This window comes from Enterobacter sp. SECR19-1250, from assembly GCF_013391025.1.
Taxonomy (GTDB): Bacteria; Pseudomonadota; Gammaproteobacteria; order Enterobacterales; family Enterobacteriaceae; genus Enterobacter; species Enterobacter cloacae.
Genome location: NZ_JACASJ010000042.1, coordinates 12,898 through 38,352, shown reverse-complemented (window position 1 = coordinate 38,352; position 25,455 = coordinate 12,898). Strand labels below are relative to the sequence as shown.

At 57.3% G+C, this 25,455-nt stretch carries 15 protein-coding genes and 1 pseudogene; 5 read left to right on the top strand and 11 right to left on the bottom strand.

Annotation, left to right across the window (positions count from 1 at the left end; genetic code table 11):
- Nucleotides 1-164: 164 nt before the first annotated feature.
- From yegQ to yegD, 9 genes and pseudogenes are all read right to left on the bottom strand, one after another.
- Nucleotides 165-1,526 (bottom strand): tRNA 5-hydroxyuridine modification protein YegQ, encoded by a 1,362-nt coding sequence (gene yegQ / locus HX884_RS12790; protein ID WP_040022494.1) that lies wholly within the window; start codon nt 1,524-1,526, stop codon nt 165-167.
- A gap of 163 nt (nt 1,527-1,689) precedes the next feature.
- Nucleotides 1,690-2,412 carry a two-component system response regulator BaeR gene (gene baeR / locus HX884_RS12785; RefSeq protein ID WP_178328278.1) on the bottom strand — a complete coding sequence of 241 codons (723 nt, stop codon included), beginning with the start codon at nt 2,410-2,412 and terminating at the stop codon, nt 1,690-1,692.
- Nucleotides 2,409-2,861 (bottom strand): annotated as a pseudogene (locus tag HX884_RS27235) (ATP-binding protein); the annotation flags it as partial. The pseudogene HX884_RS27235 and the gene baeR, both read right to left, overlap by 4 nt.
- Nucleotides 2,862-2,888: 27 nt before the next feature.
- A complete protein-coding gene (locus HX884_RS27645) occupies nt 2,889-3,791 on the bottom strand; it encodes a HAMP domain-containing protein (RefSeq protein WP_375138601.1) in 903 nt (300 codons plus the stop codon).
- The gene (locus tag HX884_RS12775) at nt 3,788-5,203 is read right to left on the bottom strand and encodes an MFS transporter (RefSeq protein WP_178328277.1); all 1,416 of its coding nucleotides are present in this window, start codon (nt 5,201-5,203) and stop codon (nt 3,788-3,790) included. Before HX884_RS12775 ends, HX884_RS27645 begins: the two co-directional genes overlap by 4 nt.
- A complete protein-coding gene (mdtC, locus tag HX884_RS12770; RefSeq protein WP_178328276.1) occupies nt 5,204-8,281 on the bottom strand; it encodes a multidrug efflux RND transporter permease subunit MdtC in 3,078 nt (1,025 codons plus the stop codon).
- Nucleotides 8,282-11,404: an MdtB/MuxB family multidrug efflux RND transporter permease subunit gene (locus tag HX884_RS12765; protein ID WP_178328275.1), complete on the bottom strand. Its 3,123-nt coding sequence runs from the start codon at nt 11,402-11,404 to the stop codon at nt 8,282-8,284. It lies immediately after the preceding gene.
- Entirely contained in the window at nt 11,404-12,606 is a 1,203-nt protein-coding gene (locus HX884_RS12760; protein ID WP_178328274.1) for an MdtA/MuxA family multidrug efflux RND transporter periplasmic adaptor subunit, read from the bottom strand. The genes HX884_RS12765 and HX884_RS12760 overlap by 1 nt, the downstream gene beginning before the upstream one ends.
- Nucleotides 12,607-12,783: 177 nt before the next feature.
- Entirely contained in the window at nt 12,784-14,136 is a 1,353-nt protein-coding gene (gene yegD / locus HX884_RS12755) for a molecular chaperone (RefSeq protein WP_150057736.1), read from the bottom strand.
- A 130-nt stretch (nt 14,137-14,266) separates the two neighbouring features.
- Between yegD and alkA the strand changes: the two genes are divergently transcribed.
- Nucleotides 14,267-15,139, top strand: a complete 873-nt coding sequence (alkA, locus tag HX884_RS12750) for a DNA-3-methyladenine glycosylase 2 (protein ID WP_178328273.1) — start codon at nt 14,267-14,269, stop codon at nt 15,137-15,139.
- Here the strand turns inward: alkA and HX884_RS12745 are convergent.
- Nucleotides 15,104-18,433, bottom strand: coding sequence for a diguanylate cyclase (locus HX884_RS12745; RefSeq protein WP_178328272.1), 3,330 nt, complete (start codon nt 18,431-18,433; stop codon nt 15,104-15,106). The genes alkA and HX884_RS12745 overlap by 36 nt on opposite strands.
- Before the next feature lie 344 nt (nt 18,434-18,777).
- On the opposite strand from HX884_RS12745, the gene udk reads away from it, so the two are divergent.
- The 3 genes from udk (at nt 18,778) to asmA (ending at nt 21,962) form a co-directional block, all read left to right on the top strand.
- Nucleotides 18,778-19,419, top strand: a complete 642-nt coding sequence (udk, locus tag HX884_RS12740; RefSeq protein ID WP_008500855.1) for a uridine kinase — start codon at nt 18,778-18,780, stop codon at nt 19,417-19,419.
- Nucleotides 19,420-19,507: 88 nt separating this feature from the next.
- Nucleotides 19,508-20,089: a dCTP deaminase gene (dcd, locus tag HX884_RS12735; protein ID WP_013097886.1), complete on the top strand. Its 582-nt coding sequence runs from the start codon at nt 19,508-19,510 to the stop codon at nt 20,087-20,089.
- 22 nt (nt 20,090-20,111) lie between these two features.
- Nucleotides 20,112-21,962 carry an outer membrane assembly protein AsmA gene (gene asmA, locus HX884_RS12730; protein ID WP_178328271.1) on the top strand — a complete coding sequence of 617 codons (1,851 nt, stop codon included), beginning with the start codon at nt 20,112-20,114 and terminating at the stop codon, nt 21,960-21,962.
- A 73-nt stretch (nt 21,963-22,035) separates the two neighbouring features.
- Here asmA and HX884_RS12725 read toward each other — a convergent pair whose 3' ends face one another.
- Nucleotides 22,036-23,619, bottom strand: coding sequence for a TerC family protein (locus HX884_RS12725; RefSeq protein WP_045294488.1), 1,584 nt, complete (start codon nt 23,617-23,619; stop codon nt 22,036-22,038).
- Between the two features lie 691 nt (nt 23,620-24,310).
- Here HX884_RS12725 and HX884_RS12720 point away from each other — a divergent pair.
- Nucleotides 24,311-25,450 (top strand): polysaccharide export protein, encoded by a 1,140-nt coding sequence (locus tag HX884_RS12720; protein WP_014170829.1) that lies wholly within the window; start codon nt 24,311-24,313, stop codon nt 25,448-25,450.
- Nucleotides 25,451-25,455 lie beyond the last annotated feature (5 nt).

Below are 25,455 nucleotides of genomic sequence, written 5' to 3'. Positions count from 1 at the left end.
TTAATCAGCGAGTCAGCTTGGGAAGAAATGACCTGCTTATTCGCACCTTCCCTAGCATTTATGGGTTATGTTTTTCAGCGCTGGGGATAATACCCGTATTGAACGAAGCGGTATGTGATCCGATTCTAAGAATTTTCCCGGCGCGAAAAAATTTCCCTGGTTGACTATTTACTATGCGGATTTCGGGTGCTTTCACCGTTGAAATTGCGCATCAGCAGGGCAAACTCCAGCTCCACCTCTTCCGGTACAGGCAGCCAGACGGTATGACCATTGCCCGGCGCAACCTCAATCGCTTCGCCTTTGCCGTTCTCCAGGTGTTCCAGCGTGAAGTTCATGTTGCCCTGCGGGGTCATCAGCTCCAGGCTGTCGCCCTTGGTGAACTTGTTTTTCACCGCCACGGCGGCCAGCGCACCTTTGCGCTCGCCGGTAAAATCGCCGACAAACTGCTGACGCTCGGACACGGAGTAGCCGTGCTCGTAGTTCTGATAGTCGTCATGGGTATGACGACGCAGGAAACCTTCGGTATAGCCGCGGTGCGCCAGACCTTCCAGAGTTTCCAGCAGGCTGGTGTCGAACGGTTTACCGGCTGCCGCGTCGTCAATCGCTTTGCGGTACACCTGTGCGGTACGCGCGCAGTAGTAATAGGATTTGGTGCGGCCTTCAATTTTCAGGGAGTGCACGCCCATCTGGGTCAGACGTTCAACGTGGGCGACGGCGCGCAGATCTTTTGAGTTCATGATGTACGTGCCATGCTCGTCTTCAAAGGCGGTCATGTATTCGCCCGGACGTTTGGCCTCTTCAATCATAAACACGCTGTCGGTTGGTGCGCCGATGCCCAGCGTAGGCTCAACGTTCGTAACCGGGATTGGCTCATGCTTGTGGACGATATTACCGATATCGTCCTCTTTGCCTTCCTGGACATTATATTCCCAGCGGCAGGCGTTGGTGCAGGTGCCCTGGTTCGGGTCGCGCTTGTTGATGTAACCGGAGAGCAGGCAACGCCCGGAGTAGGCCATGCACAGCGCACCGTGAACGAAAATTTCGATTTCCATATCCGGCACCTGGGTGCGGATCTCTTCAATCTCGTCGAGGGAAAGTTCACGCGACAGAATGACGCGGGTCAGCCCCATCTGTTTCCAGAATTTGACCGTCGCCCAGTTCACGGCGTTAGCCTGCACGGAGAGGTGAATATCCATCTCCGGGAAGTTCTCCCGAACCAGCATGATTAAACCCGGATCCGACATGATCAGCGCGTCCGGCCCCATATCCACCACCGGCTTCAGGTCACGGATGAACGTCTTCAGCTTGGCGTTGTGCGGCGCGATGTTAACCACCACGTAGAATTTTTTGCCCAGGGCATGCGCTTCGTTGATGCCGAGCTGCAGGTTCTCGTGGTTGAATTCGTTGTTGCGCACGCGCAGTGAGTAGCGCGGCTGGCCCGCGTAGACGGCGTCGGCACCATAGGCGAAAGCGTAACGCATATTTTGCAGCGTTCCCGCCGGGGAAAGGAGTTCCGGTTTAAACATGTTTATTCTCGTTCTGATGACAGGTCAGATCCGCGTGCACCAGGTGCAGCGGTAAGGGGAGATCCCCCACTTTAAGGGCGGGCATTGTAGCGCTGCGGGGCAGGGAGGTAAAGCTTTCCCCCTCACCCCTTTGGGGAGAGGGTTAGGGTGAGGGGGCGTTTAGCTATGCAATCCTGCACGCATCCGCTTCCCAGCGGTATCCCACGCCATACACCGCGCGAATAAATGACTGTTCGGCGTCGAGCGCCTCCAGCTTACGGCGCAGGTTTTTGATGTGGCTGTCGATGGTGCGGTCCGTCACCACGCGGTAATCGTCATACAGGTGGTTGAGCAGTTGCTCGCGAGAGAACACTTTCCCCGGCTCGTGGGAAAGGGTTTTCAGCAGGCGGAACTCAGCAGGCGTGAGATCGAGAAGCTTGCTGCGCCAGCTGGCCTGGAAGCGGCTCTCATCGACAATCAGCGGGCTTTCGGCGTCCAGCACCTGAAGCTCGCGCTGCGGTTTACAGCGGCGCAGAATGGTTTTCACGCGGGCGACCACTTCACGCGGGCTGTAGGGTTTGCAGATGTAATCGTCCGCGCCAATTTCGAGTCCCAGCAGGCGGTCGATCTCTTCGATTTTTGCCGTCACCATGACGATCGGCACGTCGGAGAAACGACGAATTTCCCGGCACAGGGTCAGGCCGTCCGTGCCGGGGAGCATCAAATCCAGCAGGATCAGAGCCGGCGGCGTCTGGCGCACGTACGGTAACACCTGATCGCCATGGCTGATAAGCGACGGGGCGTAGCTGGCCGCACGTAAATAGTCGATCAGTAACTGCCCAAGCTTAGGCTCGTCTTCCACAATCAAAATGCGTGGCGTGTTTTCGTCAATCGGTAATTCGGTCATGCTTCTCTCGATAAATCCCGTTCCAGCGGTAACTCTACTGTAATGCTAACCCCGCCAAAAGGCGAATGGGCGGCACGCAGGGTGCCATTGTGCGCCTCGACGATATTAACGCAAATCGCCAGTCCCAGCCCGGAGCCGCCGCTGGCACGGTTGCGGGAGCCTTCGGTGCGATAAAAACGTTCAAACAGTTTTTCCAGCTGCGCATCCTGCACGCCAGGAGCGGAGTCGGCAAAGGTGAGGGCGAAGCGGCCGTTTTCCTGTCTGCCGGAGATGTGCAGTCCGCCACCGCTGTCGGTGTAGCGCAGGCTGTTTTCCAGCAGGTTGTTGAAGAGCTGCATCAGACGATCTTTATCGCCAAACACCACCGCGCTGTCCGGCAGGGAGAGGTCAATGGTCAGGTTGCGGCTGGCAAAACGTTCGCGGAAAGCCCCACTGATAACCTCCAGAAATTGTACTGACCCCAAAAAGTTGGACAGTTAAACACGAGGCACATAGGTCTGGGTTCGATATTCAATTGGACTCAGACCTTTTAATTTCAGGCTAATTCTTCTGCTGTTGTAGTAGTCAATATATTCCGTAACAGCATCCTTCAGTTCGCCGCGCAGCACTGCCAGCGGGGTGCGCAGCTCGTGCGAAATATCGGCCATAAAATCGCGCCGCATCTGCTGGTTTTTCTCCAGCGTACTGGCGAGCTGGTTAAAATCCTGCGCCAGCTTGCCCAGCTCATCCTGGCTGCGCGTGTCTACGCGGGTGGAAAAATCCCCGGCGGCCAGTTTATGCGTGCCTTCCACCAGCCTTTTCACCGGGGCGAGCAGGCCCCGCGCCAGCGGGAAGGTGGCAAGCGCGGCCAGCAGCGTGGAGAGGATGACGATCAGCCAACTGGCCCGGCGCTGCTGACGATCGAAGTTGATATCGGTGTTGCGCGTCAGGCGTTCCACTGGCGAGGCGATAACCCAGCCGACGGTAGCGTTATTCACTTTGATTGCCCGCCGGGTGCCGTCCGGGGGGATGGGCGCACGAGGGCCAACCAGCGTGCGCATATCCTGGTCGATCACCCAGAACTGGGTGCGCCAGCCGTGGGGCGGCATGCCCGGGCCGGGGCGGTCATCGCCGCTATCGTGCTCCAGCGAGCGCAGGATCTGGAAGATAAAACGGTCATTGTTGCGCAAAAAACGCCAGTTCCCGTGCTGGGCATACTGCTCGCTCAGTGCATCGCTCAAACCCTGCAGGCGCTGCTCATTACCATGCTTAATGTAATCGATAAAACCGCGCTCAAAGCTGAGCCGTACGGCCCAGTGCATGGTGATCAGCAGGACAATACAGGTGGCAAAAATTGCCAGAAAGAGCTTACCGGTAATGCCCGGACGCCAGAATTTCATGATCCACTCCTTTTACTGCGCCGGATAACGACGTTCTTACGGGTATCATCCGGCACACGGGCGAAGATGAAAGCGGGCAGGGCGATGATAACCGCCATGCTGAGATACGTGTATAAAAAGACCTGATGCGCCACCGGCGTGTCGACGCTGAGATGGTGCTGACCGTACATGCCGAGCAGTAAACCGGCAATGGTGACCCCCACGCTCATGGAGAGCTGCATGATCATCGACAGCAAACTGTTGCCGCTGCTTGCCAGTTCGTCCGGCAGATCCTTCAGCGTCAGGGTGTTCATCGACGAGAAGCGCATGGAGTTAATAATGCCCTGGCAGAACAGCACCAGCGGCAGGGCGTAGTACCAGCCCATCAGCGCTACAGCCATAAACAGCAGGCTGACCAGTGCCAGCCCCAGCGTGGCGGTGACCAGCACGTGGCGATAGCCAAAGCGGTTAACCACCTGCACCACAATGCGCTTCATTCCCATGCTGCCCAGCACCATCGGGATCATCATCAGCCCCGCGTGAAACGGTGAAAAGCCCATACCGATTTGCAGGAACACGGGTGTCATAAACGGCAGCATGCCGCTGCCCACGCGCCCCGCAAAACTTCCGAACAGGCCAAGCCGGTAGGTAGGGTTTTTAAACAGCGTCAGGCTGAACAGCGCCCGGTCGTTTCCTCTGGCATGCCACAGATACCACAAAATGGCGCTCATCCCGATAACGAGCAGAATGGCGAGCGTCAGTGAGGAGATTCCCAGCCCTTTTTGCCCGTCGAGAGCGAGGGTCAGCGTCGCCATACCGGTGGCGAGCAACAGAAAACCGATTACATCAAAGCGCCGCGTCTGCAGGGTGTAGTTGGGCATCAACGCCAGGGTGGCGATAGCACCAATAATGCCCACCGGCAGGTTGATGAGGAAAATCCAGTGCCAGGAGGCATATTCCACGAGTATGCCGCCCAGCGCCGGACCAAGCAGCGGACCCACCTGGCCTGGTAAGGTCACAAAAGTCATTGCCGCCATATACTGCTCGCGCGGGACGATTTTCATCACCGTCAGTCGCCCGACTGGCACCATCATGGCTCCGCCAACGCCCTGCAGAACGCGTGCCATCACCAACTGATCCAGCGTATTCGCCATCGCGCAACACAGCGACCCCGCGGTAAACAGCACGATAGCGGTGAAGAAGATATTGCGCACCCCCACTTTGTCCGCCAGCCAGCCGCTGGCAGGGAGCATCACGGCAACGGTCAGCACGTAGGAGACAATCACCATATGCATGTGCAGCGGGCTCTCCCCCAGGCTTTTTGCCATTGAGGGGAGGGCGGTATTGACGATGGTGGTATCCAGCGACTGCATAAAAAAGCCGAAGGCCACTATCCATAATTGCCAGCGAACGTTACTGGGAAGATCAGTCATTTACCCGGTCACCGTGGTTCTGTCTTTACGTGAAAAACGCAGACGCAGGCGGTCAAAGAACAGATAGACCACCGGCGTGGTGTAGAGCGTCAGGAGCTGACTCATCACCAGCCCACCGACAATAGTGATCCCCAGCGGCTGGCGCAGCTCTGAACCATCGCCACCGGAGATCACCAGCGGCAGCGCGCCAAACAGCGCCGCCAGCGTGGTCATCATGATCGGACGAAAACGCAGCAGGCAGGCCTGGAAAATTGCCTCTTCTGGCGTCAGGTTGCCGTTACGCTGAGCCTCCAGCGCAAAGTCCACCATCATGATGGCGTTTTTCTTCACAATACCAATTAACAGCATGATCCCGATTAAGGCGATGAGGCTAAAGGGCGCGCCAAACAGCTCCAGCGCCAGCAACGCCCCCACGCCTGCCGATGGTAGCGTCGAGAGAATGGTCAGCGGATGAACATAGCTCTCATACAGCACGCCAAGCACGATATAGACCGTGGCAATGGCCGCCAGAATCAAAATCACCTGCGAATTCATCGTCTCCTGGAAGACCTGCGCGGTCCCGGCAAAACTGCCGCGCACGGTCGAGGGCACGCCGAGCTGGGTCATGGCACGGTCGATGGCCTCGCTGGCCTCGGAAAGCGACGAGCCGGTGGGCAGGTTAAAGGAGATCGTGGACGCTGCCGACAACCCCTGATGGTTCACAGAGAGCGGCGCGTTAGCGGGTCGCCAGCTGGCGAAATAAGAGAGCGGGATCGCTTTACCGTCGTTGTTAATGACAAACATTTTATCCAGCGCGCTGATGTCCTGGGTATAGCGCGGGTCCACTTCCATCACCACCTTGTACTGGTTCATTGGCTGATAGATGGTGGAAATCTCGCGCTGGCCAAAAGCGTTGTTCAGCAGACTGTTGGCGGCTTCAACGTTAATGCCCAGCCGCGACATGGTTTCACGATCGTAGGTCAACGCCATCTCTGCCCCGTTGTCCTGCTGATCGGAGTTCACGTCCGCCAGCTGCGGCAGGGCGGCCAGCGCTTTACGGATTTTGGGCTCCCACTCGCGCAGCGCGGCCAGATCGTCAGAGAGCAGGGTGTACTGGTAACTGGCGTTCGCCTGACGTCCGCCCACGCGGATATCCTGAACGGCCATCAAAAACAGGTTGGCGCCTGGCTCTTTGGCGAGCTTCATTCGCAGCCGGTCTATCACCTGCTGCGCCGTTTCATTGCGCTCGCCGCGCGGCTTAAGGGTGATAAACATCATCCCGCTGTTAACGCGTGACCCGCCGGTAAAGCCGGTGACGTTATCCACCGCCTTGTCTTCGCGGATGATCTTCATAAAATCCTGCAGTTTGCCGCGCATCGCCTGGAAGGAAATACTCTGGTCAGCTTGGATGCCGCCCATCAGCACGCCGGTGTCCTGCTCCGGGAAGAAGCTTTTCGGGATGGAGATATACAGCCAGACGTTGAGCGCGATGGTGCCGACAAGCACCAGACCAACCAGCCGCGTATGGTTGAGCACCCACTTCAGCGATTTTCCGTACCCTTCCTGCATTGCCAACAGGAAACGGCCAAACCCTTTACGACGCGGCTGCGAGTGCGGTTTGCTGCGCTTAAGCATCCAGCCGCACATCATTGGCGTGAGCGTTAGCGAGATAATCAGCGAGATGCCGATAGCCACCGAAAGGGTGACGGCAAATTCGCGCAGCAGTCGCCCCGGCAGCCCGCCCATCAGCAGCAGCGGCAGGAATACCGCCACCAGCGACAGGCTCATGGAGAGCACCGTAAAGCCCACTTCGCGCGTGCCCTGCAGGGCGGCCTGCAGCGGTTTTACCCCGGCTTCCAGATGGCGGGAAATATTCTCCAGCACCACGATGGCGTCATCCACCACAAAGCCGGTGGCGATGGTCAGCGCCATCAGCGACAGGTTGTTCAGGCTAAAACCGCACAGGTACATGGCGGCGAAGGTACCAATCAGCGACACCGGTACCGCAACGGCAGGAATAAGCGTTGCGCGGCCCGAGCGCAGAAACAGGAACACCACCAGAATCACCAGCCCGACGGAGATCACCAGCGTCTGTTCCACCTCTTCAAGCGAGGCGCGAATGGTCGGCGAACGATCCTGGGCAATCTGCAGATCAATAGCGGCCGGAATGGTCTTCTGTAACTCCGGCAGACGCGCGCGAATGCTGTTTACCGTTTCAATAATATTGGCTTCCGGCAGCTTGCGGATCATCAGCAAGATGGCCGGTTTGGCGTTGGTCATCCCGGCGTTGCGCACGTCCTGCACCGAGTCGGTGACGCTGGCCACGTCGCTTAAACGTACCGCCGCGCCGTTATTGTAGTGGATGATGAGCGGCTGATATTCGGCGGCGGTTTTGAGCTCGTCGTTGGTCTGGATCTGCCAGCGGTGGCTGTTGCTCTCTATCGCCCCCTGCGGCCTGCGCACGTTGGCGCTGCTAATGGCGGAGCGCACGTCATCCAGCGACACGCCCTGGTTAAACAGCGCCTGCGGGTTCAGGCCGACGCGCACGGCGGGCAGGGAGCTACCGCCAACGCTCACGTCACCCACGCCGTTTATTTGTGAGATCGTCTGCGCCAGTTGGGTCGACGCAAAGTCGTAGAGCTGCCCCTGGGAATAGGTGTCCGAGGTCAGCGTCAGGATCATGATCGGCGCGTCGGACGGGTTGGCTTTTCGGTAGGTCGGGCGGCTTGGCATTCCGCTCGGCAGCAGGCTTTGCGCGGCGTTGATGGCGGCCTGCACGTCGCGCGCCGCACCGTTAATATCCCGGTCGAAGCTGAACTCCAGAATGATGCGCGTGCTGCCGAGCGAGCTGCTGGAGGTCATCTCGTTGACCCCCGCAATTCGCCCGAGCGAGCGTTCCAGTGGCGTGGCAACCGACGAGGCCATGGTCTCCGGCGACGCGCCCGGCAGCGATGCGCTGACCATGATCACCGGAAAATCCACCTGCGGCAGGGGGGCCACCGGCAGCAGGCGGAAGCCCAGCACGCCGCACAGCGTAATGGCGAGCGAGATTAAAATCGTCGCCACCGGGCGGTAAATGAAGAGGGCGAAAAACTTCACTTACGCCTCCTCTTCACGTTTCGGGAAGCGGCTTTTGGTCCACAGGGCCAGTTGGTCAAACAGCAGGTAAATCACCGGCGTGGTGAACAGCGTCAGCACCTGGCTCACCAGCAGACCACCGACCATGCCGATACCCAGCGGACGGCGCAGCTCCGCACCGACGCCGGTGCTGAGCATCAGCGGCAGCGCGCCCAGCAGGGCGGCGAGCGTGGTCATCAGGATCGGACGAAAACGCAACAGACAGGCCTGGAAGATGGCGTCTCGCGGCGACATGCCCTGCTCGCGCTCGGCGGCAAGGGCGAAGTCGATCATCATGATGGCGTTTTTCTTCACGATCCCGATAAGCAGAATGATGCCGATAATGGCGATGACGTCCAGTTCGCTGCCCGCCAGCATCAGGGCCAGTAGCGCACCCACCCCGGCGGTCGGCAGGGTGGAGAGGATGGTGATTGGGTGGATAAAGCTTTCGTACAGCACCCCAAGGACGATGTACATCGCCACCACCGCAGCCACGATCAGCCAGATGGTATTGCCCAGCGCAGCCTGGAACGCCAGGGTGCTGCCCTGGAACTGGGTCTGAATATCAGACGGGAAGTTGAGTTCTTTCTCCGCGCCCAGAATGGCCTCGACCGCTTCACCCAGCGAATAGTTGTCCGGTACGTTGAACGAGATGGTGGTGGACGGGAACTGATCGAGATGGTTAATCGACAGCGGCGTATAACGCTCCTCCACGCTGGCTATGGCGCTTAACGGCACAATACCACCGTCTTTGCTGGTCAGGCGCACCGAGTCCAGCGCTGCCAGGCCGGGCGTGTTATCGGTGTTGTGTTCCAGCACCACGCGATACTGATTCGCCTGGGTATAAATGGTGGAGATGAGGCGCTGACCAAAGGCGTTATAGAGCGCGTTGTCCACGTCGGACATGGTGATGCCCAGCCGGCTGGCAGTATCGCGATTGACATTCACATATGCTGCCAGCCCTTTGTCCTGCCAGTCGCTGCTGACGTCAGAAAGCTGCGGCAGCGCCTTGAGTTTGTTGACCAGTTGCGGTACCCACGTGCTCAGCGCATCAAGGCTGGTGGCCTGAAGCGTGAACTGGTACTGCGTGCGGCTGACCTGGGTATCGATGGTCAAATCCTGAATTGGCTGCAGGTACAGTTCAATCCCCGGCACGCGCGCCACGGCAGTTTGCAGCCGCTCAATAACGGCGTTGACCCGATCGTCGCGGTCATCCAGCGGCTTGAGGTTGATTTGCAGACGCGCACTGTTCAGCGACGGGTTGGTGCCATCGACGCCCACATACGCGGTCAGGCTTTCCACCGCCGGATCTTTCATGATGATGTCAGAGACCTGCTGCTGACGCTGCGCCATACTGGCGAAGGAGACCGACTGGGGCGCCTGAAGCGTGCCCTGAATAATGCCGTTGTCCTGGATGGGGAAAAAGCCTTTCGGGATAACGATCCACAGCATGACGCTGAGTGCCAGTGTGCCGAGCGCCACGCCGAGCGTCGCCCACGGGTGGTTAAGCACTTTTGCCAGCACCCGGCCGTAAGCGGCAATGATCCGTTCGAACATCCGCTCAGAGGCGCGAGAGAAAAGGTTTTGCTTGCGCAGGGATTTATGGCTCAGCATGCGGGCGCACATCATTGGCGTCAGGGTCAGCGACACCACGGCAGAGATCAGAATGGCGACCGCCAACGTGACGGCAAACTCGCGGAACAGTCGCCCGACGATATCGCCCATAAACAGCAGCGGGATCAGCACCGCAATCAGCGAGAAGGTCAGCGAGATAATGGTAAATCCGATCTCGCCCGCACCTTTCAGCGCAGCGGCCAGCGGTTTTTCGCCTTTCTCGATATAGCGCGAGATGTTCTCGATCACAACGATGGCATCATCCACCACGAAGCCGGTGGCGATGGTGAGCGCCATCAGCGTCAGGTTGTTGATCGAAAAATCGAGGAACACCATCACGGCAAATGTTCCCACCAGCGAGAGCGGCACGGCAACGGCGGGAATGATGGTTGCCGGTACGTTGCGCAGGAACAGATAGATGATCATCACCACCAGCGCAATCGCCAGCATCAGCTCAAACTGGGTATCGGTAACCGACGCGCGAATGTTGGTGGTACGGTCGGAAAGCACCTTCACAGTGACCGATTTGGGCAGGCTTTCAATAAGCTGCGGGAGCATGGTGCGAATGCTGTCGGCGGTTTCAATGATGTTAGCGCCCGGCTGGCGCTGCACGTTCATCACAATCGCCTGCTGTTTGTTGGCCCACGCACCCAGCCAGCTGTTTTCCGCGCCTTGTTCAACGGTGGCGACGTCACCCAGACGTACCGGCGCACCGTTCTGGTAGGCAATAATCAGCTGACGATACTCATCGGCAGATTGCATCTGATCGTTGGCCGAGAGCGTCACGGCGCGGGTCGGTCCGTCCAGCGAGCCTTTCGCCGAGTTGACGTTGGCGTTGCTGATGGCGGTGCGGATGGTTTCGCTGGTCAGCCCCAGCGCAGCGATGGCCTGCGCATTAAGCTTCACGCGCACCGCCGGGCGTTGTCCGCCCGCCAGCGTTACCAGCCCGACGCCGGAAACCTGGGAAATTTTCTGCGCCACGCGGGTTTCGACCATGTCTTCCACCTGGGTCATTGGCATGGCGGAAGAGGTGACAGCAAGGGTCATGATCGGCGGATCCGCCGGGTTGACTTTGCTGTAGACCGGCGGGTTAGGCAGGTCTGACGGCAGCAGGTTGGTGGCGGCGTTGATCGCAGCCTGCACCTCCTGCTCGGCCACGTCCAGTGACAGCGAGAGCTGGAACTGCAGCGTTACCACCGATGCCCCACCGGAGCTTTGCGATGACATCTGTTTCAGGCCCGACATCTGACCAAACTGGCGTTCCAGCGGAGCGGTAATGGCGGAGGTCACCACATCCGGGCTGGCGCCAGGATAGAGGGTAACGACCTGAATGGTGGGGTAATCCACTTCCGGCAGCGCCGAGACGGGCAGGAAGCGATAGCCAATAATCCCGGCGAGCAGGATCGCCACCATCAGCAGCGTGGTGGCAACAGGGCGCAGAATAAACAGGCGTGATGGCCCACCTGTTGCGCCTGGCGGCATGACCTGCATCAGGAGTTCGCTCCCTGTTTCGCGGGTTCAACCACTTCGACTTTGGCGCCTTCGGTCAGACGATCGATACCGTCCGTCACCACGCGCTCGCCCGCAGAGAGTCCGGCGCTGATCACAACCGTCTGGCTGTCCTGAATCCCGGTTTTCACCAGGTGCTTGCTGACTTTATTGTCGCTGTTCAGCACCCAGACGAAGTTACCTTCGTTGCCCATCTGCAGCGCGGCGGTGGGGATCACCACCGCGTTTTCTTCGGTCGCCACCAGCATGCGTGCGTTTACAAACTGATTCGGGAAGAGGGCGTCGTCCTGGTTGTTAAAGCGCGCTTTCAGCTTGATGGTGCCGGTGGTGGTGTCGATCTGGTTATCCAGACTAAGCAAAGAACCTTCGCTCAATTTCTGCTTGTTGGTACGGTCCCAGGCTTCCACCACCAGCCCCTTTCCGGCTTTCTGCGCCTGCACCACCGTCGCAATTTCGCTTTCCGGCAGGGTGAAGACTAAATCAATCGGATGGGTCTGGGTTATGACCACGATGCCCGTGGTATCACCGCTTGAGATCTGGTTGCCGATATCGACCTGCTTGAGGCCAACGCGTCCGTCAATTGGCGCGGTGATGCGGCTCCAGTCGAGCTGCAGCTGTGCGCTGGCCACCGCGGCCTCGTCAGCTTTGATGGTGCCCTGGGTTTCGCTGACCAGCGATTGCTGCGTGTCCAGCTCCTGACGAGAGACCAGGTTGGTTTTCACCAGCTGCTGGTAGCGCGCCAGATCGCGCCGGGCGTTAGCGAGCGTGGCTTTGTCTTTGGCAAGCTGCCCCTGAGCCTGGGCAAGGGCGACTTTGAACTGGCTTGGGTCGATCTCGGCCAGTAAATCGCCAGCTTTCACCTGCTGACCTTCCTGGAAGTGGATCGCCATGAGCTGACCGTCGACGCGGCTGCGTACCGTGACGGTGTTGGCGGCGGTAATGGTCCCGAGGCCTGTGAGATAGCGAGGAACGGCTTTATTCACCGCAGTGGCCGCCTGAACCGGTGCCAGCGCGCCGCCGCGCATACCGTGACGACCCCCGCCCGCAGGGCGTTTTGACTGACTGCTGGCCCCTGCCGGAGTAGAAGGCTCGGCGGATTGAGTGTGCCAGTACCAGGCGGCGGCAAGGACCACCACAATGATGCCAGCGGCGATTGCCCAGCGGGATTTGTTACTGCCTTTCATCGTTATACGTTCTCATCCTGAAACACTTCGGGGAATGATACTAGTTTAGTCAGGTCAGTCGGCAGAAAAATGGAGGAAATATGGAAGACTGTCGGGAATTGTCTGAGTGTAGCGCCGCGGTTTTCCCCCTCTCCCCGTGGGAGAGGGGTGGGGTGAGGGCACCAGACCGCACTAACGCTAACTAAACATCACCTGCGCCCAGCGCGCCAGCCCCGCCGTGACGGAGCCAAAGTCATCGCCGCCGGCAATTGGAATGCCCGGCAGCTGTTCTGCCAGCGCTTTCTTGATCAGCGGCGAACGGGCGCTACCGCCGGTCAGGTAAATCACGTCCGGCTTCTCTTTGCCGTTCTCCAGCGCCAGTTGCACCTGTTCCAGAATGCGCTGCAGCGGCTGGGCGAGCGCGGTTTCCAGTCCTTCCTGAGAAATGGCGGTTGCCAGATCTTCACTGATAAACGGCAAGGAAACCGCGTGCTCCGGGCGATCGGAGAGGGCGATTTTGCTCTCTTCGGCAGTACGCACCACGCGATAACTCAGACGCTGACGCCAGACTTTGTAGAGCAGGGCGACCTTGTCGGCCTCCCGGGCATCGCGCACCATATCGTTCAGGAAGCGGCCATTCGCGCTGCTGTAAAAATCGCTCTGCGCGGGGACGTCGTTGATGGCGATAGCGTTCCACCAGGGCAGGATCGGCAGGGCGATCCCTTTTTCCGTTTGCCCACCCATGCCCAGCAGTGGCATCAGGCTCTTAAAGGCGAGCGCGATATCTAGATCGTTACCGCCCACGCGGCAGCCGCTGTGCCCCAGCAGGCTGTTTTCGCGGTCACGACGGTTATGCCACTGCGGCCCCATCAGCAGCAGTGAGCAGTCGGTGGTGCCCCCGCCGATGTCGACGACCAGCACGCGCTTCTCTTCTGTCAGCGTGGCTTCAAAATCCAGCCCCGCCGCCACCGGCTCATACTGGAATACCACGTCGCGAAAGCCCGCGCGGTGCGCGGCACGCTCAAGGATCCCCTGCGCCTGCTGGTTAGCCTCGTCGCCACCCAGCCCCTGGAAGTTGATCGGACGGCCAATGACCGCCTGATCGATTGTCTCCGGTACCTGGGTTTGCGCCTGATTGCGAATGTGCAGCATCATGGCGCAGACCAGATCTTCAAACATCGCCACCTGCTGCGGCTTCAGCCCGCTGGCGCCGAGAAACGATTTTGGCGATTTAACGAAGTAGACCTCTTCCGGGTCGTCAATGTAGTGTCCGAGCGACGAGAGGCCGAACTGGACGCTCGACGGTGTGACGTCGATATCTTCTTCGCGGTTAAAACTGACGGCCCGGCGCAGCAACGCTTGTGATTCCGCCGCCGTGGCCGGAACCTGATGGTGGCGGAACAGCCATTCGCTGACCGCTTCGCGGGTTGGTGCGCAGAGCATTGACGGCAGCAGCGTACTCTCGTTTTCCATTTTCAGGAGCAATGGTTGTCCGTTTTGCATAATCGCAACCGAACAGTTCGCCGTACCGTAGTCGAATCCAATAAACACGATTAATCCCCATGCCAGTGAGAAGGGGCGAGACTTTAGCGGAATGCCCGACCGGCGACAACAGGAATATGAAAGCAAGGCGAAACAAGGCCTTTCGGTTTATGCTGAGGTGAACAAAAAAGGAGTGACAATGTATACCCTGACCTGGCAACCCCCTTATGACTGGCAATGGATGTTTGGCTTTCTTGGCGCGCGTGCGGTGGAGGGGATCGAGACGGTTACCGAACGCTACTACGAGCGCAGTTTCACCTGCCAGCGACACCAGGGGATCTTTCGCGTCACCCCGGATCTGAACACCCATACGCTCAACGTCACGCTTAGCCCGGGGTTAATCCCGGTTGCGCAGACCTGTCTTGAACGCATCGCAGGTCTGTTCGATCTTGCCTGCGATCCGCAGCAAATTCAGCAGGCGCTGGGCGACCTGGGCGCTGCGCGGCCAGGGTTGCGCTTACCGGGGGCGATGGATGCCTACGAGCAGGGCGTGAGAGCGAACCTGGGGCAACTGGTCAGCGTGGCGATGGCGGCGAAGCTGGCCTCACGGGTGGTGGCCCTGTGCGGCGAACCGGTAAAAGATGCGCCGGGCTATTTGTGCTTTCCCACACCTGAGGTGCTGGCTGCGGTGGATCCGCTGGCGCTGAAGGCCCTCGGCATGCCGGTCAAACGGGCGGAGTCGTTGATTCATCTGGCCCGCTCCGTGGTCGACGGCACGTTTCCCCTGTTCCCGCCTGCGGATATTGAGGCCGGGATGAAAGCCTTACAGCAGCGGCCGGGGATAGGGCGCTGGACGGCAAATTACCTTGCCCTGTGCGGCTGGCAGGCGAAAGATGTGTTCCTGCCGGATGACTACCTGATTAAGCAACGCTTTGCCGGCATGACGCCCGCGCAAATTCGCCGCTACGCCCAGCGCTGGCAGCCGTGGCGCTCTTACGCCCTTTTGCACATCTGGTATACCGACGGCTGGACGCCATCAGTTGATGGCGAAATAGCTGGTGTTCAGCAGTAGATCCAGCGGCTGCGGCTCGCCGATGGTGTCACCGAAAATAAAATCAACGCCGATGCCGGAGAGCGTATCCATCATGATGGGCTGGTTACACGGACCGGCGATGGTACGCATCCCCAGACGCTGGGCATGGCCCTGAATAATGGTGACCATCATCTCATCCATCAGGTTGCCGTGCACATTGGTCACCACTTCGGCGTCCAGCATCAGATAATCAGCCACGTTGGCACCAAGGTGGTTAAAGAGCTCCATGTTGCGTCCCGCCTGGCTGAGCACCACACGGCAGCCAGCGTGGCGGAGCTTTTGTAGCCCCGTCTGGACGTTTGGATCCGGGCTTGCCACAACGTCGATCGCGATGACCAGATGCAGCAGACGGCCCGGTAAAGGCCCTTTATCCAGCAGGTCGAGCAATTCGTCGATCAGCGTGGTGCTGGCTAAACCCGCGGCAGACAGGGGAAGGGCGACCCCGAGGCCTTTTTTGGCAACCGGAGCGGCATACGCGCGGAAGAATTCGCTAAATATACGGCGGTCCAGCGCATGTAAAAGCTCAGGCTCCGCCAGGCCGGAACGGAAGGCGTGCTCTTCCAGCACTTCTCCCTGGCTGGTCCACAGGCGCAGCGAAATCAGCCAGAAGTTGCAGCTTTCCGGGATGCGCGGGGAGGCCACGCTGCGGGCGATCATCATCAGATGGTTGTCTTTGATCATATGCCACTGTTCATCGAGCGACATCATGCTGCGCGCGCTGTGTGCCCGCTCCTGCTGCGGCTCGTACACCGTCACCACGCCGCGACCGTTGTTTTTCGAGGCGTAGCAGGCAATGTCGGCCTGGGACATGACTTCCGAGGCCTGATGATTATTTTCATCAATCAGCGTGATCCCCGCGCTGGCGCCGATCCGGTGCAGGCGGCCCTCCCACATAAAGTGATAATCGTTGATGGTATGGACCAGCCGACCCGCAATATAGCGGGCACTTTCAATATTGCAGTCCGGCAGCAGCAGCCCGAATTCATCCCCGCCCAGACGCGCCAGCACGTCGCTGGAGCGCAGCATGGTCAGCATCAAGGACGCAAGCTCCCGCAACAGGGCGTCGCCCGCCGCGTGGCCTGCGGTATCGTTGACGGCTTTGAAGCGATCGAGATCGATAAACACCAGCGCATGTCGCTGGCGCGTCTCCTGCACGGTTTGCAGCAGCCGCTTGAGGTGATTTTCGAAACTGACCCGGTTTGCCAGATGGGTGAGGGCATCGTGAGAAGCGCTATAACTGAGCTGACGCAACATTTTGCGCGATTCGGTGACGTCCTGAATAACCAGCACCGAGCCGATATTCTGCCCGTCCAGCGTGCTGAGCGGTGTGATGCTGTAATGGATATCAAAAACGCCGCCGGTACGGCAGTTCAGCACCACATCCTGCTCAATATCTGAACGGGACATATCGCCGCTGTGAATATTCTCCATCAGCGGCCCTTTTTCGCCGAAGGTGATATGCAGAACCTTCAGCACCGGCTGGCCGATGGCCTCGGTTTGCAGCCAGCCGCTCATTTTCTCGGCGACCGGGTTCATAAAGGTGACATTCATGTCGACATCGGTACACAGCACTGCTTCGCCGATGGAGTCGAGGGTAATGTGCAAACGCTCTTTTTCCTGGAACAGGGCCTCATTGAGCTGCTTCACTTCGGTCATGTCCATATTGATACCGAGCAAGCGTTCGACTTCCCCCTGTTTGTTCAGGACCCGGTTCGCCAGGGAGCGAATATGGCGTACCCCCTCTTTCACGCGAATACGGAATTCAAGCTTAAACGGCAGCCGTGAAATGAGTGATTCCCGAAGCACTTTTTCCGCATGGGCGCGATCTTCAGGCAGCATCGTATCGTGCCAGAGCTGCCACGTAGGTTTGATGTGCGGCGGGATTTCATACAGCTCAAACATCCGCTTATCCCAGCTGATGATGTCCGGCTCCAGATCCCACTCCCAGATGCCAATGCCGCCCGCTTCATTGGCAAGGGTAATGCGCTCCATCAGCCGTTTATTGACCCATTCGGTCTGCTTCAGATCGTTAATATCTTCAATCTGGGCAATGAAATAGAGCGGTGAACCGTCGGCATGACGTACAACCGAGACCGCAAGCAGCGCCCAGACCACTTCGCCGCTGCGGGTGTAGTAGCGCTTCTCAAGGGTGTAGGTGTTGATATCCCCGTTGACCAGTTGTTCAAGCTGTTCGAGATCGGTGTGCAGATCTTCTGGCCAGGTTAGCTGCTGGAAGGTGAGCGACTGCAGCTCCGTCTGGCTGTAGCCGAGAAAGTTACACAGCGCTTTATTGGCCTGCAGCCACTGGCCGTCAATGCTGACCAGCGCCATGCCAATGGCGGAATACTCCATCGCATTACGAAAACGCTCTTCACTTTCAGTGATGTGTTTTCGCTCTGCGCGAAAGGCATACATCACCATGGTCATGACGTTGGCTGGCAGAAGCAGCATCAGGAACGGCAGCCAGGGGGCGTTCAGCATCGCGCCGGTGTGCTGCGTGGTCAGTGCCTCCGGGTTATGGGCAATCATCAGCGAAACCACCATCACGGTGACCAGAAACACCATAAAGGCTTCCATGCGCGGCAGGCGCACAGCGCTCCACATCAGCAGAACAATGACGCAGGTAAAAGGCCACGGCAGCCAGACGATGGCCGCCCAGCTAAGGACCAGCGTCACGGCCATGGTTACCAGCGTTTCCAGCAGCAGCTTCGGGTCTCGATGGCGAAGGAGATAGTGCGGCTTAAACAGTAACCCTAATGGCACCAGGGCCAGTGCGCCAACCGCTTCAGACAAGACCCACACGAGGAAATTACGCAGCGGCTCCGGGCTGGGTATCAGTAAATGCACCAGCACACCGCCCACCAGCGGGGGGATCAGCGCGCTGCCGATGGCCAGGCGGATCCAGTCATTCAGATTCTGCAGCGGGTTGTACCAGGGGAGCAGTTTGCGCAGTAATAATGCACCAACTACCGCTTCCACCACGTTAATGGCGGTATAGGTCGGATTAATCGACGACCAGGAAAAGAGCATCCACGAGGCCAGAATATTGCCAAACGAACAGGCCAGAGCAATACCGGGCCACATTTTTCCGGCGTGGCGATAAAACGCCACCATCATAATGGCGGTGGGAAACCAGAGCGGAGCCAGCAGCGCGCCGAAGCGGGTCAACTCCAGCGAAAAAAGGGTAAAGATAAAGGTGACCAGGCCCAGACAGACAAGTCGCATAAGAGGATGTGGGGTGGTAACCAAAACCCGCTGGTGTTGTTTATTCATTACCGCTTTATCCAGAGACGCCATGCCGTCGGGAGTGAAGGTCCGGACGAGTGAATGTGCTAATTTGGTTTATGCTAGTACAAACAATTTACAATTCATATGGCGACTGCTCATAATTTGACATCATAGATTTATTAAATAGTTAGTGTTTAAAAAAATCCTGTTAAACGCTGAAAAAACGCGCGTAAAAATTTCACTCAGGGAACATGACGTCACTTTTCAGCCTGTCTCGCATAACCTGCGCTTTCGACTGGTATCACGCCCGTGAAATCCCTATAATTGCCGCGTTTGACGCTCCGGCGTCGTCCTTCCTTAACATCCAGGTTAATCAGGTCGCTAAATTTATGACTGATAAGTCTCATCAGTGCGTCATTATAGGCATTGCCGGCGCATCGGCTTCAGGTAAAAGTCTTATTGCCAGTACGCTTTACCGCGAACTGCGTGAACAAGTTGGTGATGAGCACATCGGCGTCATTCCCGAAGACAGCTATTACAAAGACCAATCCCATCTGTCGATGGAAGAGCGCGTAAAAACGAACTATGACCATCCTAATGCCATGGATCACAGCTTGCTGTTCCAGCATTTAGAAGCGCTCAAGAGCGGCCAGGCGATTGAACTGCCTGTTTATAGTTATGTGGAACATACCCGCACGCAGGAAACGATTCGCATTGAGCCGAAGAAGGTGATTATCCTTGAAGGCATCCTGCTTCTGACCGACGCGCGTCTGCGCGAGTCAATGAACTTCTCCATCTTTGTTGATACCCCGCTGGACATCTGCCTGATGCGCCGCATCAAGCGTGACGTGAACGAACGTGGCCGTTCAATGGACTCCGTCATGGCGCAGTACCAGAAAACCGTTCGCCCAATGTTCCTGCAATTTATTGAACCATCCAAACAATACGCCGATATTATCGTGCCGCGCGGAGGCAAAAACCGCATTGCCATTGATATCTTAAAAGCGAAAATCAGCCAGTTTTTTGAATAAGCCGCGCGAATTGTGTACCGTTCAGAGATAACCTGCTTTGCCCTGAGGCGTTATCCTCAGGGCACGATGCACGAAAGGAGAGAGTGCCATGCGTCTTTGTGATCGCGATATAGAAGCCTGGCTGGATGAAGGCCGCCTGTCTATTACCCCACGTCCACCCGTGGAGCGTATCAATGGTGTCACCGTTGATGTGCGACTGGGGAATAAATTCCGCACCTTCAGCGGCCATACCGCACCGTTCATCGACCTTAGCGGGCCGAAGGATGAAGTCAGCGCCGCGCTTGATCGCGTGATGAGTGACGAAATCGTTATCGACGAAGGCGAGGCCTTTTATCTGCATCCGGGCGAGCTGGCGCTGGCGGTGACCTTTGAATCGGTGACGCTGCCCGCGGATCTGGTGGGCTGGCTCGATGGCCGTTCCTCTCTGGCGCGTCTGGGGTTGATGGTACACGTGACCGCGCACCGTATCGATCCAGGCTGGTCGGGCCGAATCGTGCTGGAGTTTTTCAACGCCGGTAAACTGCCGCTGGCGCTGCGCCCGGGCATGATGATTGGTGCGCTGAGCTTTGAACCGCTGACGGGTCCGGCCGATCGTCCTTACAACCGCCGTCAGGACGCAAAATACCGCGACCAGCAGGGTGCGGTTGCCAGCCGTATTGATAAAGACTGATCGTTAGTCCATTGAGGATGCCATGAGAAGAGTTCTGACAACGCTGATGATTTTGCTGGTGGTGCTGGTTGCTGGCCTTTCAGCGTTGGTTCTGCTGGTTAACCCGAATGATTTCCGCGCCTATATGGTGCGGCAGGTCGAAGCCCGCAGTGGTTATCAACTGAAGCTGGATGGGTCGCTGCGCTGGCACGTCTGGCCCCAGCTCAGCATTCTCTCTGGCCGCATGTCGTTAACCGCGCCGGGGGCTGCTCAGCCCCTGGTGTCTGCCGATAACATGCGCCTTGATGTGGCGTTAGTTCCGCTCTTTTCGCACCAGTTGCAGGTCAACCAGGTGATGTTAAAAGGCGCGGTGATTCAGCTTACCCAGCAAACTGAAGCCGTGCGTAACGCGGATGCGCCGGTTGCGCCGCGGGAAAATACCTTACCTGATGAACCGTCAGATACGGGCTGGTCATTCGATATTGGCAAACTGAAGGTGGCCGATAGCGTGCTGGTTTTCCAGCATGAAGACGATGAGCAGGTCACCGTACGGAATATCAACCTCAAAATGGAGCAGGATGAGCACCATCTTGCTTCGCTGGAGTTTAGCGGACGGGTCAACCGCGATCAGCGCGATCTCACTTTGTCTCTGAATGCCAGCGTCAATGCGTCGGATTATCCGCACCAGCTTACCGCCGACATTCAGCAGCTGAACTGGCAACTGACAGGAGCCGATCACCCTGCCCAGGGGATTGCCGGTCAGGGAACGATGCAGGCCGTCTGGCGTGAAGAGTTAAAACAGCTGGAGATGAATAATCTCAACCTGCAGGCGAACGACAGCAGCCTGAAAGGGCAGGCGAGCGTCATTCTGGAGGCGAAGCCGAAATGGGTGCTCAATCTGCAGTTTGACAAGCTCAACCTGGAAAACCTGCTTCCTCCGCCTCCGGCGAGCGCTACGGACAACGATCCCGCGCAGCTCGGGCAAAACCAGGGGAAACAGACGCGTCCGGTTATCTCGTCTAATCTCGATCAGCCGGACTATAACGGTCTGCGGGGCTTCACGGCGGACATTCTGCTGAAGGCCAACAGCCTGCGCTGGCGCGGTATCGATTTCACCGACGTGAGCAGCCAGATGTTCAACCAGAACGGTTTGCTGGTGATCTCCGAACTGAGCGGCAAAATGGGCGCCGGGCACCTTTCCCTGCCGGGCACGCTGGATGTGCGTAAAGAGGCCTCGACTGCGGAATTTCAGCCGCGTCTCGACAACGTTGAGATTGGCACCATCCTGAAAGCCTTTGACTACCCCATCTCCATGACGGGTCAACTGACGCTGGCGGGGGATTTCTCGGGCACGAAGATCGATGCTGATGCTTTCCGCCGCGACTGGCAGGGGCAGGCTCACCTTGAACTGAAAGATGCCCGCATGGAAGGGCTCAACTTCCAGCAGCTGGTACAGCAGGCGGTGGAGCGTAGCAGCGATGTTAAAGCACAGGAAAATTACGACAGCGACACGCGTCTCGACAGCTTTAGCAGTGACCTGACGCTCGACAACGGGCAGCTCTCTCTGAACGGCATGCAGGGGACCTCCTCACTGTTGTCATTAACCGGCGAGGGCAAGCTGGATCTGGTAAAAGAGACGGCAGATACCCACTTCAACGTTCAGGTGCTGTCCGGCTGGCAGGGTGAAGGTAAGCTGATCGACTTCCTGAAAGAGACGCCGGTACCGCTGAGCGTATATGGCCAATGGCAGTCGCTGAACTACAGCCTGCAGGTGGATCAGATCCTGCGCAAGCATCTGCAGGATGAAGCCAAACGTCGGTTGAACGACTGGGCGGATCGTAATAAAGATTCACAGACCGGGAAGGATGTGAAAAAGCTGCTCGATAAGCTGTGATGCCTGTTGTGCCGGGTGGCCTGATGCCCTCACCCCATCCCTCTCCCACGGGAGAGGGAGCAACTTGTTTTTCCTACACCTCAAAATCCATCTCGTCTTCGTCGCGCAGCGGTATCAGCTGCACCTTCTGCACGCGATGGTTTTCAATCTGCAGCGTCTTGAGCATATAGTCGCCTACCTGAACTTCTTCACCCTGCTGGGGAATGCGCTGCAGATACTCCATCAGCAGACCCGCAATGGTGTGATACTCGCGCTTTTCATCCAGCGGCAGGGGAACATACTGGACCAGGTCTTCAAGCGGCATATGGCCGTTGGCCGTCCATGAACCGTCTGCGTTTTTCTGAATGTCGTGGCGCGCATCGATTTCATCCACTTCGTTTGGCAAATTACCGGCGATGGTTTCCATCACGTCGCTGAGCGTAACCAGCCCCTCAACCGAACCAAACTCATCCACCACAAAGGCAAAGTGCGTACGCGCGTTACGGAATTGCTCAAGGGCAGAGAGCAACTGCAGCCCCTCCGGGAACACCAGCGGCTGGCGCACCAGGGCGCGCAAATTGAGTGCCTCACCGTGCAACTGCTGTTGCAGCAGGTCAATGACGTGCACCACGCCCAGCAGCTCCTCTTCCTCGTCACCCCCCGTCACGACCACCCGGGTATGCTGGTTTCTGTCCAGCAGGGCGCGGATCTGCTCTTCCGGGGCGGTGAGGTCGATATGTTCGATGTCATGGCGCGACGTCATGATGCTGCTGACCGTGCGCTGGTTAAGATTGAGTACCCGCTCAATCATCAGCCGCTCCTGCGGGTTGAAGATCTGCCCGTCACTGTGATCGGCCAGCATCGCGGAAGATTCAGCATCCAGTTCCGCATCTTCTTTCTTCCCGCTGAGCAGGCGCATCACCGTGTCGGCGGTGCGTTGACGTAATGTCTGATTTGCCGAGAGGAAGCGGCGGCGGTTGAAAATCGCCAGCTGGTTAAGCGCCTCAATCATGACGGAGAAACCAATGGCGGCGTAGAGATAGCCTTTCGGAATGTGGAACCCAAAGCCGTCGGCCACCAGGCTAAAGCCAATCATTAACAGGAAACTCAGGCAGAGAATCACAATGGTCGGGTGGCTGTTAACAAACCGGGTCAGCGCTTTACTCGCCATCACCATCAGCGTAATGGCAATGATCACCGCAGCCATCATCACCGCCAGATGGTCGACCATCCCGACGGCGGTAATGACGGAGTCCAGGGAGAAGACCGCATCGAGCACCACAATTTGCGCCACCACCGGCCAGAATTTAGCCCCACGCCGCTGGGTGGGGTTTTCGCTGTCTTTGCCTTCGAGCCGCTCGTTCAGTTCTACCGTGGCTTTAAACAGCAGGAACAACCCGCCGAAGAGCATGATCAAATCACGCGCGCTAAAGCTCAGGCCGTGAACGGAGAAAAGGGGCTTTGTCAGGGTCACCAGCCAGGAGATTGAGGCCAGCAGCAGCAGTCGCATCACCATCGCCAGCAGCAGGCCCGTTACGCGCGCACGGTCGCGCTGCGCCGGGGGGAGTTTTTCGGCGAGGATGGCGATAAAGACCAGGTTATCAATACCGAGCACTAATTCGATGACGACCAGCGTAACCAGCCCGGCCCAGATTGATGGATCGGCAATCCATTCCATAGTAATCGCAATACCTTCTGTTATATGAGCAATGTCACACTTCGATCATGGATAAAGCCAGGGGAAATTGCAATGCCGGGCTGAGATTTCTCTTAATACGATCCGGCAAAAAGGAAGAACAATGCGGAATCTGTAAATAAGCTAAATGCGTAGATTTAATTACGGCGAAAGCATTTTAGGATATATCGCAATAAATGGTTTTTATTTTAATTTTGTCAATATAAAGAAAATCCTAAAACGTCAAAACTTTGCTCTTAATATTAATCTTAAAAACCGTTATTAGGACAGTTGTCTCCTTGCCTGCTATTAGGTTAGCTGCAACAATTCTCCCAGCATCAAATGTTAAATCTCCTTGTTGCTATTATTGTTCCGGTCTTCAGTGATGGTTATTCATTATCTGCCGTGTATCGCAAGCGGCTGATATATTTCCAGAAGGCCTTATCAAAGAGGGTGTCTATCCATAACGCATTGTTTAGTCAGTGGATTGGTAACTGAAAGCCAAGGGCGGTAGCGTGCCTGAAAGCGTGTGAATCAGCCTCGATTATTCTGTCAATAGCCAATGGATGAATAAGCTTTTTTTAGGACTGATGCCAGTTATATTTCTATTTGAACAACTGCATGCTGAAAGCCAAATCGACCCGGCTTATTTAATTGCACAGGATAATTACTCTGCCAAAGTGATAAATAATCAATGATGAAATCCAAAATGAAATTGATGCCATTATTGGTGTCTGTGACCTTGATGAGTGGTTGTACAGTCTTTCCCGGCAGCAATATGTCAACAATGGGTAAGGATGTGATCAAACAACAAGATGCTGATTTTGATCTCGACAAAATGGTGAATGTTTATCCACTGACACCACGTCTGGTCGAACAATTACGTCCACGTCCAAATGTTGCGCAGCCGAATATGTCTCTGGACCAGGAAATTGCCTCCTACCAGTACCGCGTAGGTCCGGGTGACGTCATTAACGTTACCGTGTGGGACCATCCGGAATTGACCACGCCAGCGGGCCAATACCGCAGCTCAAGCGACACCGGTAACTGGGTGCAGTCTGATGGCACCATGTTCTATCCCTATATCGGCAAAGTACACGTTGCCGGGAAAACCCTTGCCGAAATCCGTAGTGATATTACCGGCCGCTTAGCGCAGTACATCGCCGATCCGCAGGTGGACGTTAATATCGCCGCATTCCGTTCGCAAAAAGCCTATATCTCCGGACAGGTGAACAAATCTGGCCAGCAGGCCATCACCAACGTGCCGCTGACCGTGCTGGACGCCATTAACGCCGCGGGCGGCTTAACCGACGGTGCCGACTGGCGCAACGTCGTTCTGACCCACAACGGTAAAGAACAACGCATTTCTCTGCAGGCGCTGATGCAAAACGGCGACCTGACGCAGAACCGTCTGCTCTATCCGGGCGACATTCTGTATGTACCGCGTAATGACGATCTGAAAGTCTTCGTGATGGGTGAAGTGAAGAAACAGAGCACCCTCAAAATGGACTTCAGCGGCATGACCCTGACCGAAGCACTGGGTAATGCAGAGGGTATCGATCTCACCACCTCTAATGCCACCGGTATCTTCGTGATCCGTCCGCTGAAAGGCGAGGGCAGTGCGAAAGGCAAGATTGCCAATATTTACCAGCTGGATATGTCCGATGCGACTTCTCTGGTAATGGCAACGGAGTTCCGCCTCCAGCCTTATGACGTGGTGTATGTCACCACCGCACCGGTTGCCCGCTGGAACCGTCTGATCAACCAGTTGCTGCCAACCATCAGTGGCGTTCGCTACATGACGGATACGGCGCGCGACATTCATACCTGGTAATCCGC

What these genes read in the sequence shown, in the direction of transcription:
- HX884_RS12760 (WP_178328274.1), bottom strand. Translation starts at nt 12,606, where the DNA reads ATGAAAGGCAGTAACAAATCCCGCTGGGCAATCGCCGCTGGCATCATT.
- HX884_RS27645 (WP_375138601.1), bottom strand. Translation starts at nt 3,791, where the DNA reads ATGAAATTCTGGCGTCCGGGCATTACCGGTAAGCTCTTTCTGGCAATT.
- dcd (WP_013097886.1), top strand. Translation starts at nt 19,508, where the DNA reads ATGCGTCTTTGTGATCGCGATATAGAAGCCTGGCTGGATGAAGGCCGC.
- HX884_RS12775 (WP_178328277.1), bottom strand. Translation starts at nt 5,203, where the DNA reads ATGACTGATCTTCCCAGTAACGTTCGCTGGCAATTATGGATAGTGGCC.
- HX884_RS12720 (WP_014170829.1), top strand. Translation starts at nt 24,311, where the DNA reads ATGATGAAATCCAAAATGAAATTGATGCCATTATTGGTGTCTGTGACC.
- HX884_RS12745 (WP_178328272.1), bottom strand. Translation starts at nt 18,433, where the DNA reads ATGAATAAACAACACCAGCGGGTTTTGGTTACCACCCCACATCCTCTT.
- HX884_RS12725 (WP_045294488.1), bottom strand. Translation starts at nt 23,619, where the DNA reads ATGGAATGGATTGCCGATCCATCAATCTGGGCCGGGCTGGTTACGCTG.
- baeR (WP_178328278.1), bottom strand. Translation starts at nt 2,412, where the DNA reads ATGACCGAATTACCGATTGACGAAAACACGCCACGCATTTTGATTGTG.
- HX884_RS12765 (WP_178328275.1), bottom strand. Translation starts at nt 11,404, where the DNA reads ATGCAGGTCATGCCGCCAGGCGCAACAGGTGGGCCATCACGCCTGTTT.
- asmA (WP_178328271.1), top strand. Translation starts at nt 20,112, where the DNA reads ATGAGAAGAGTTCTGACAACGCTGATGATTTTGCTGGTGGTGCTGGTT.
- udk (WP_008500855.1), top strand. Translation starts at nt 18,778, where the DNA reads ATGACTGATAAGTCTCATCAGTGCGTCATTATAGGCATTGCCGGCGCA.
- yegQ (WP_040022494.1), bottom strand. Translation starts at nt 1,526, where the DNA reads ATGTTTAAACCGGAACTCCTTTCCCCGGCGGGAACGCTGCAAAATATG.
- alkA (WP_178328273.1), top strand. Translation starts at nt 14,267, where the DNA reads ATGTATACCCTGACCTGGCAACCCCCTTATGACTGGCAATGGATGTTT.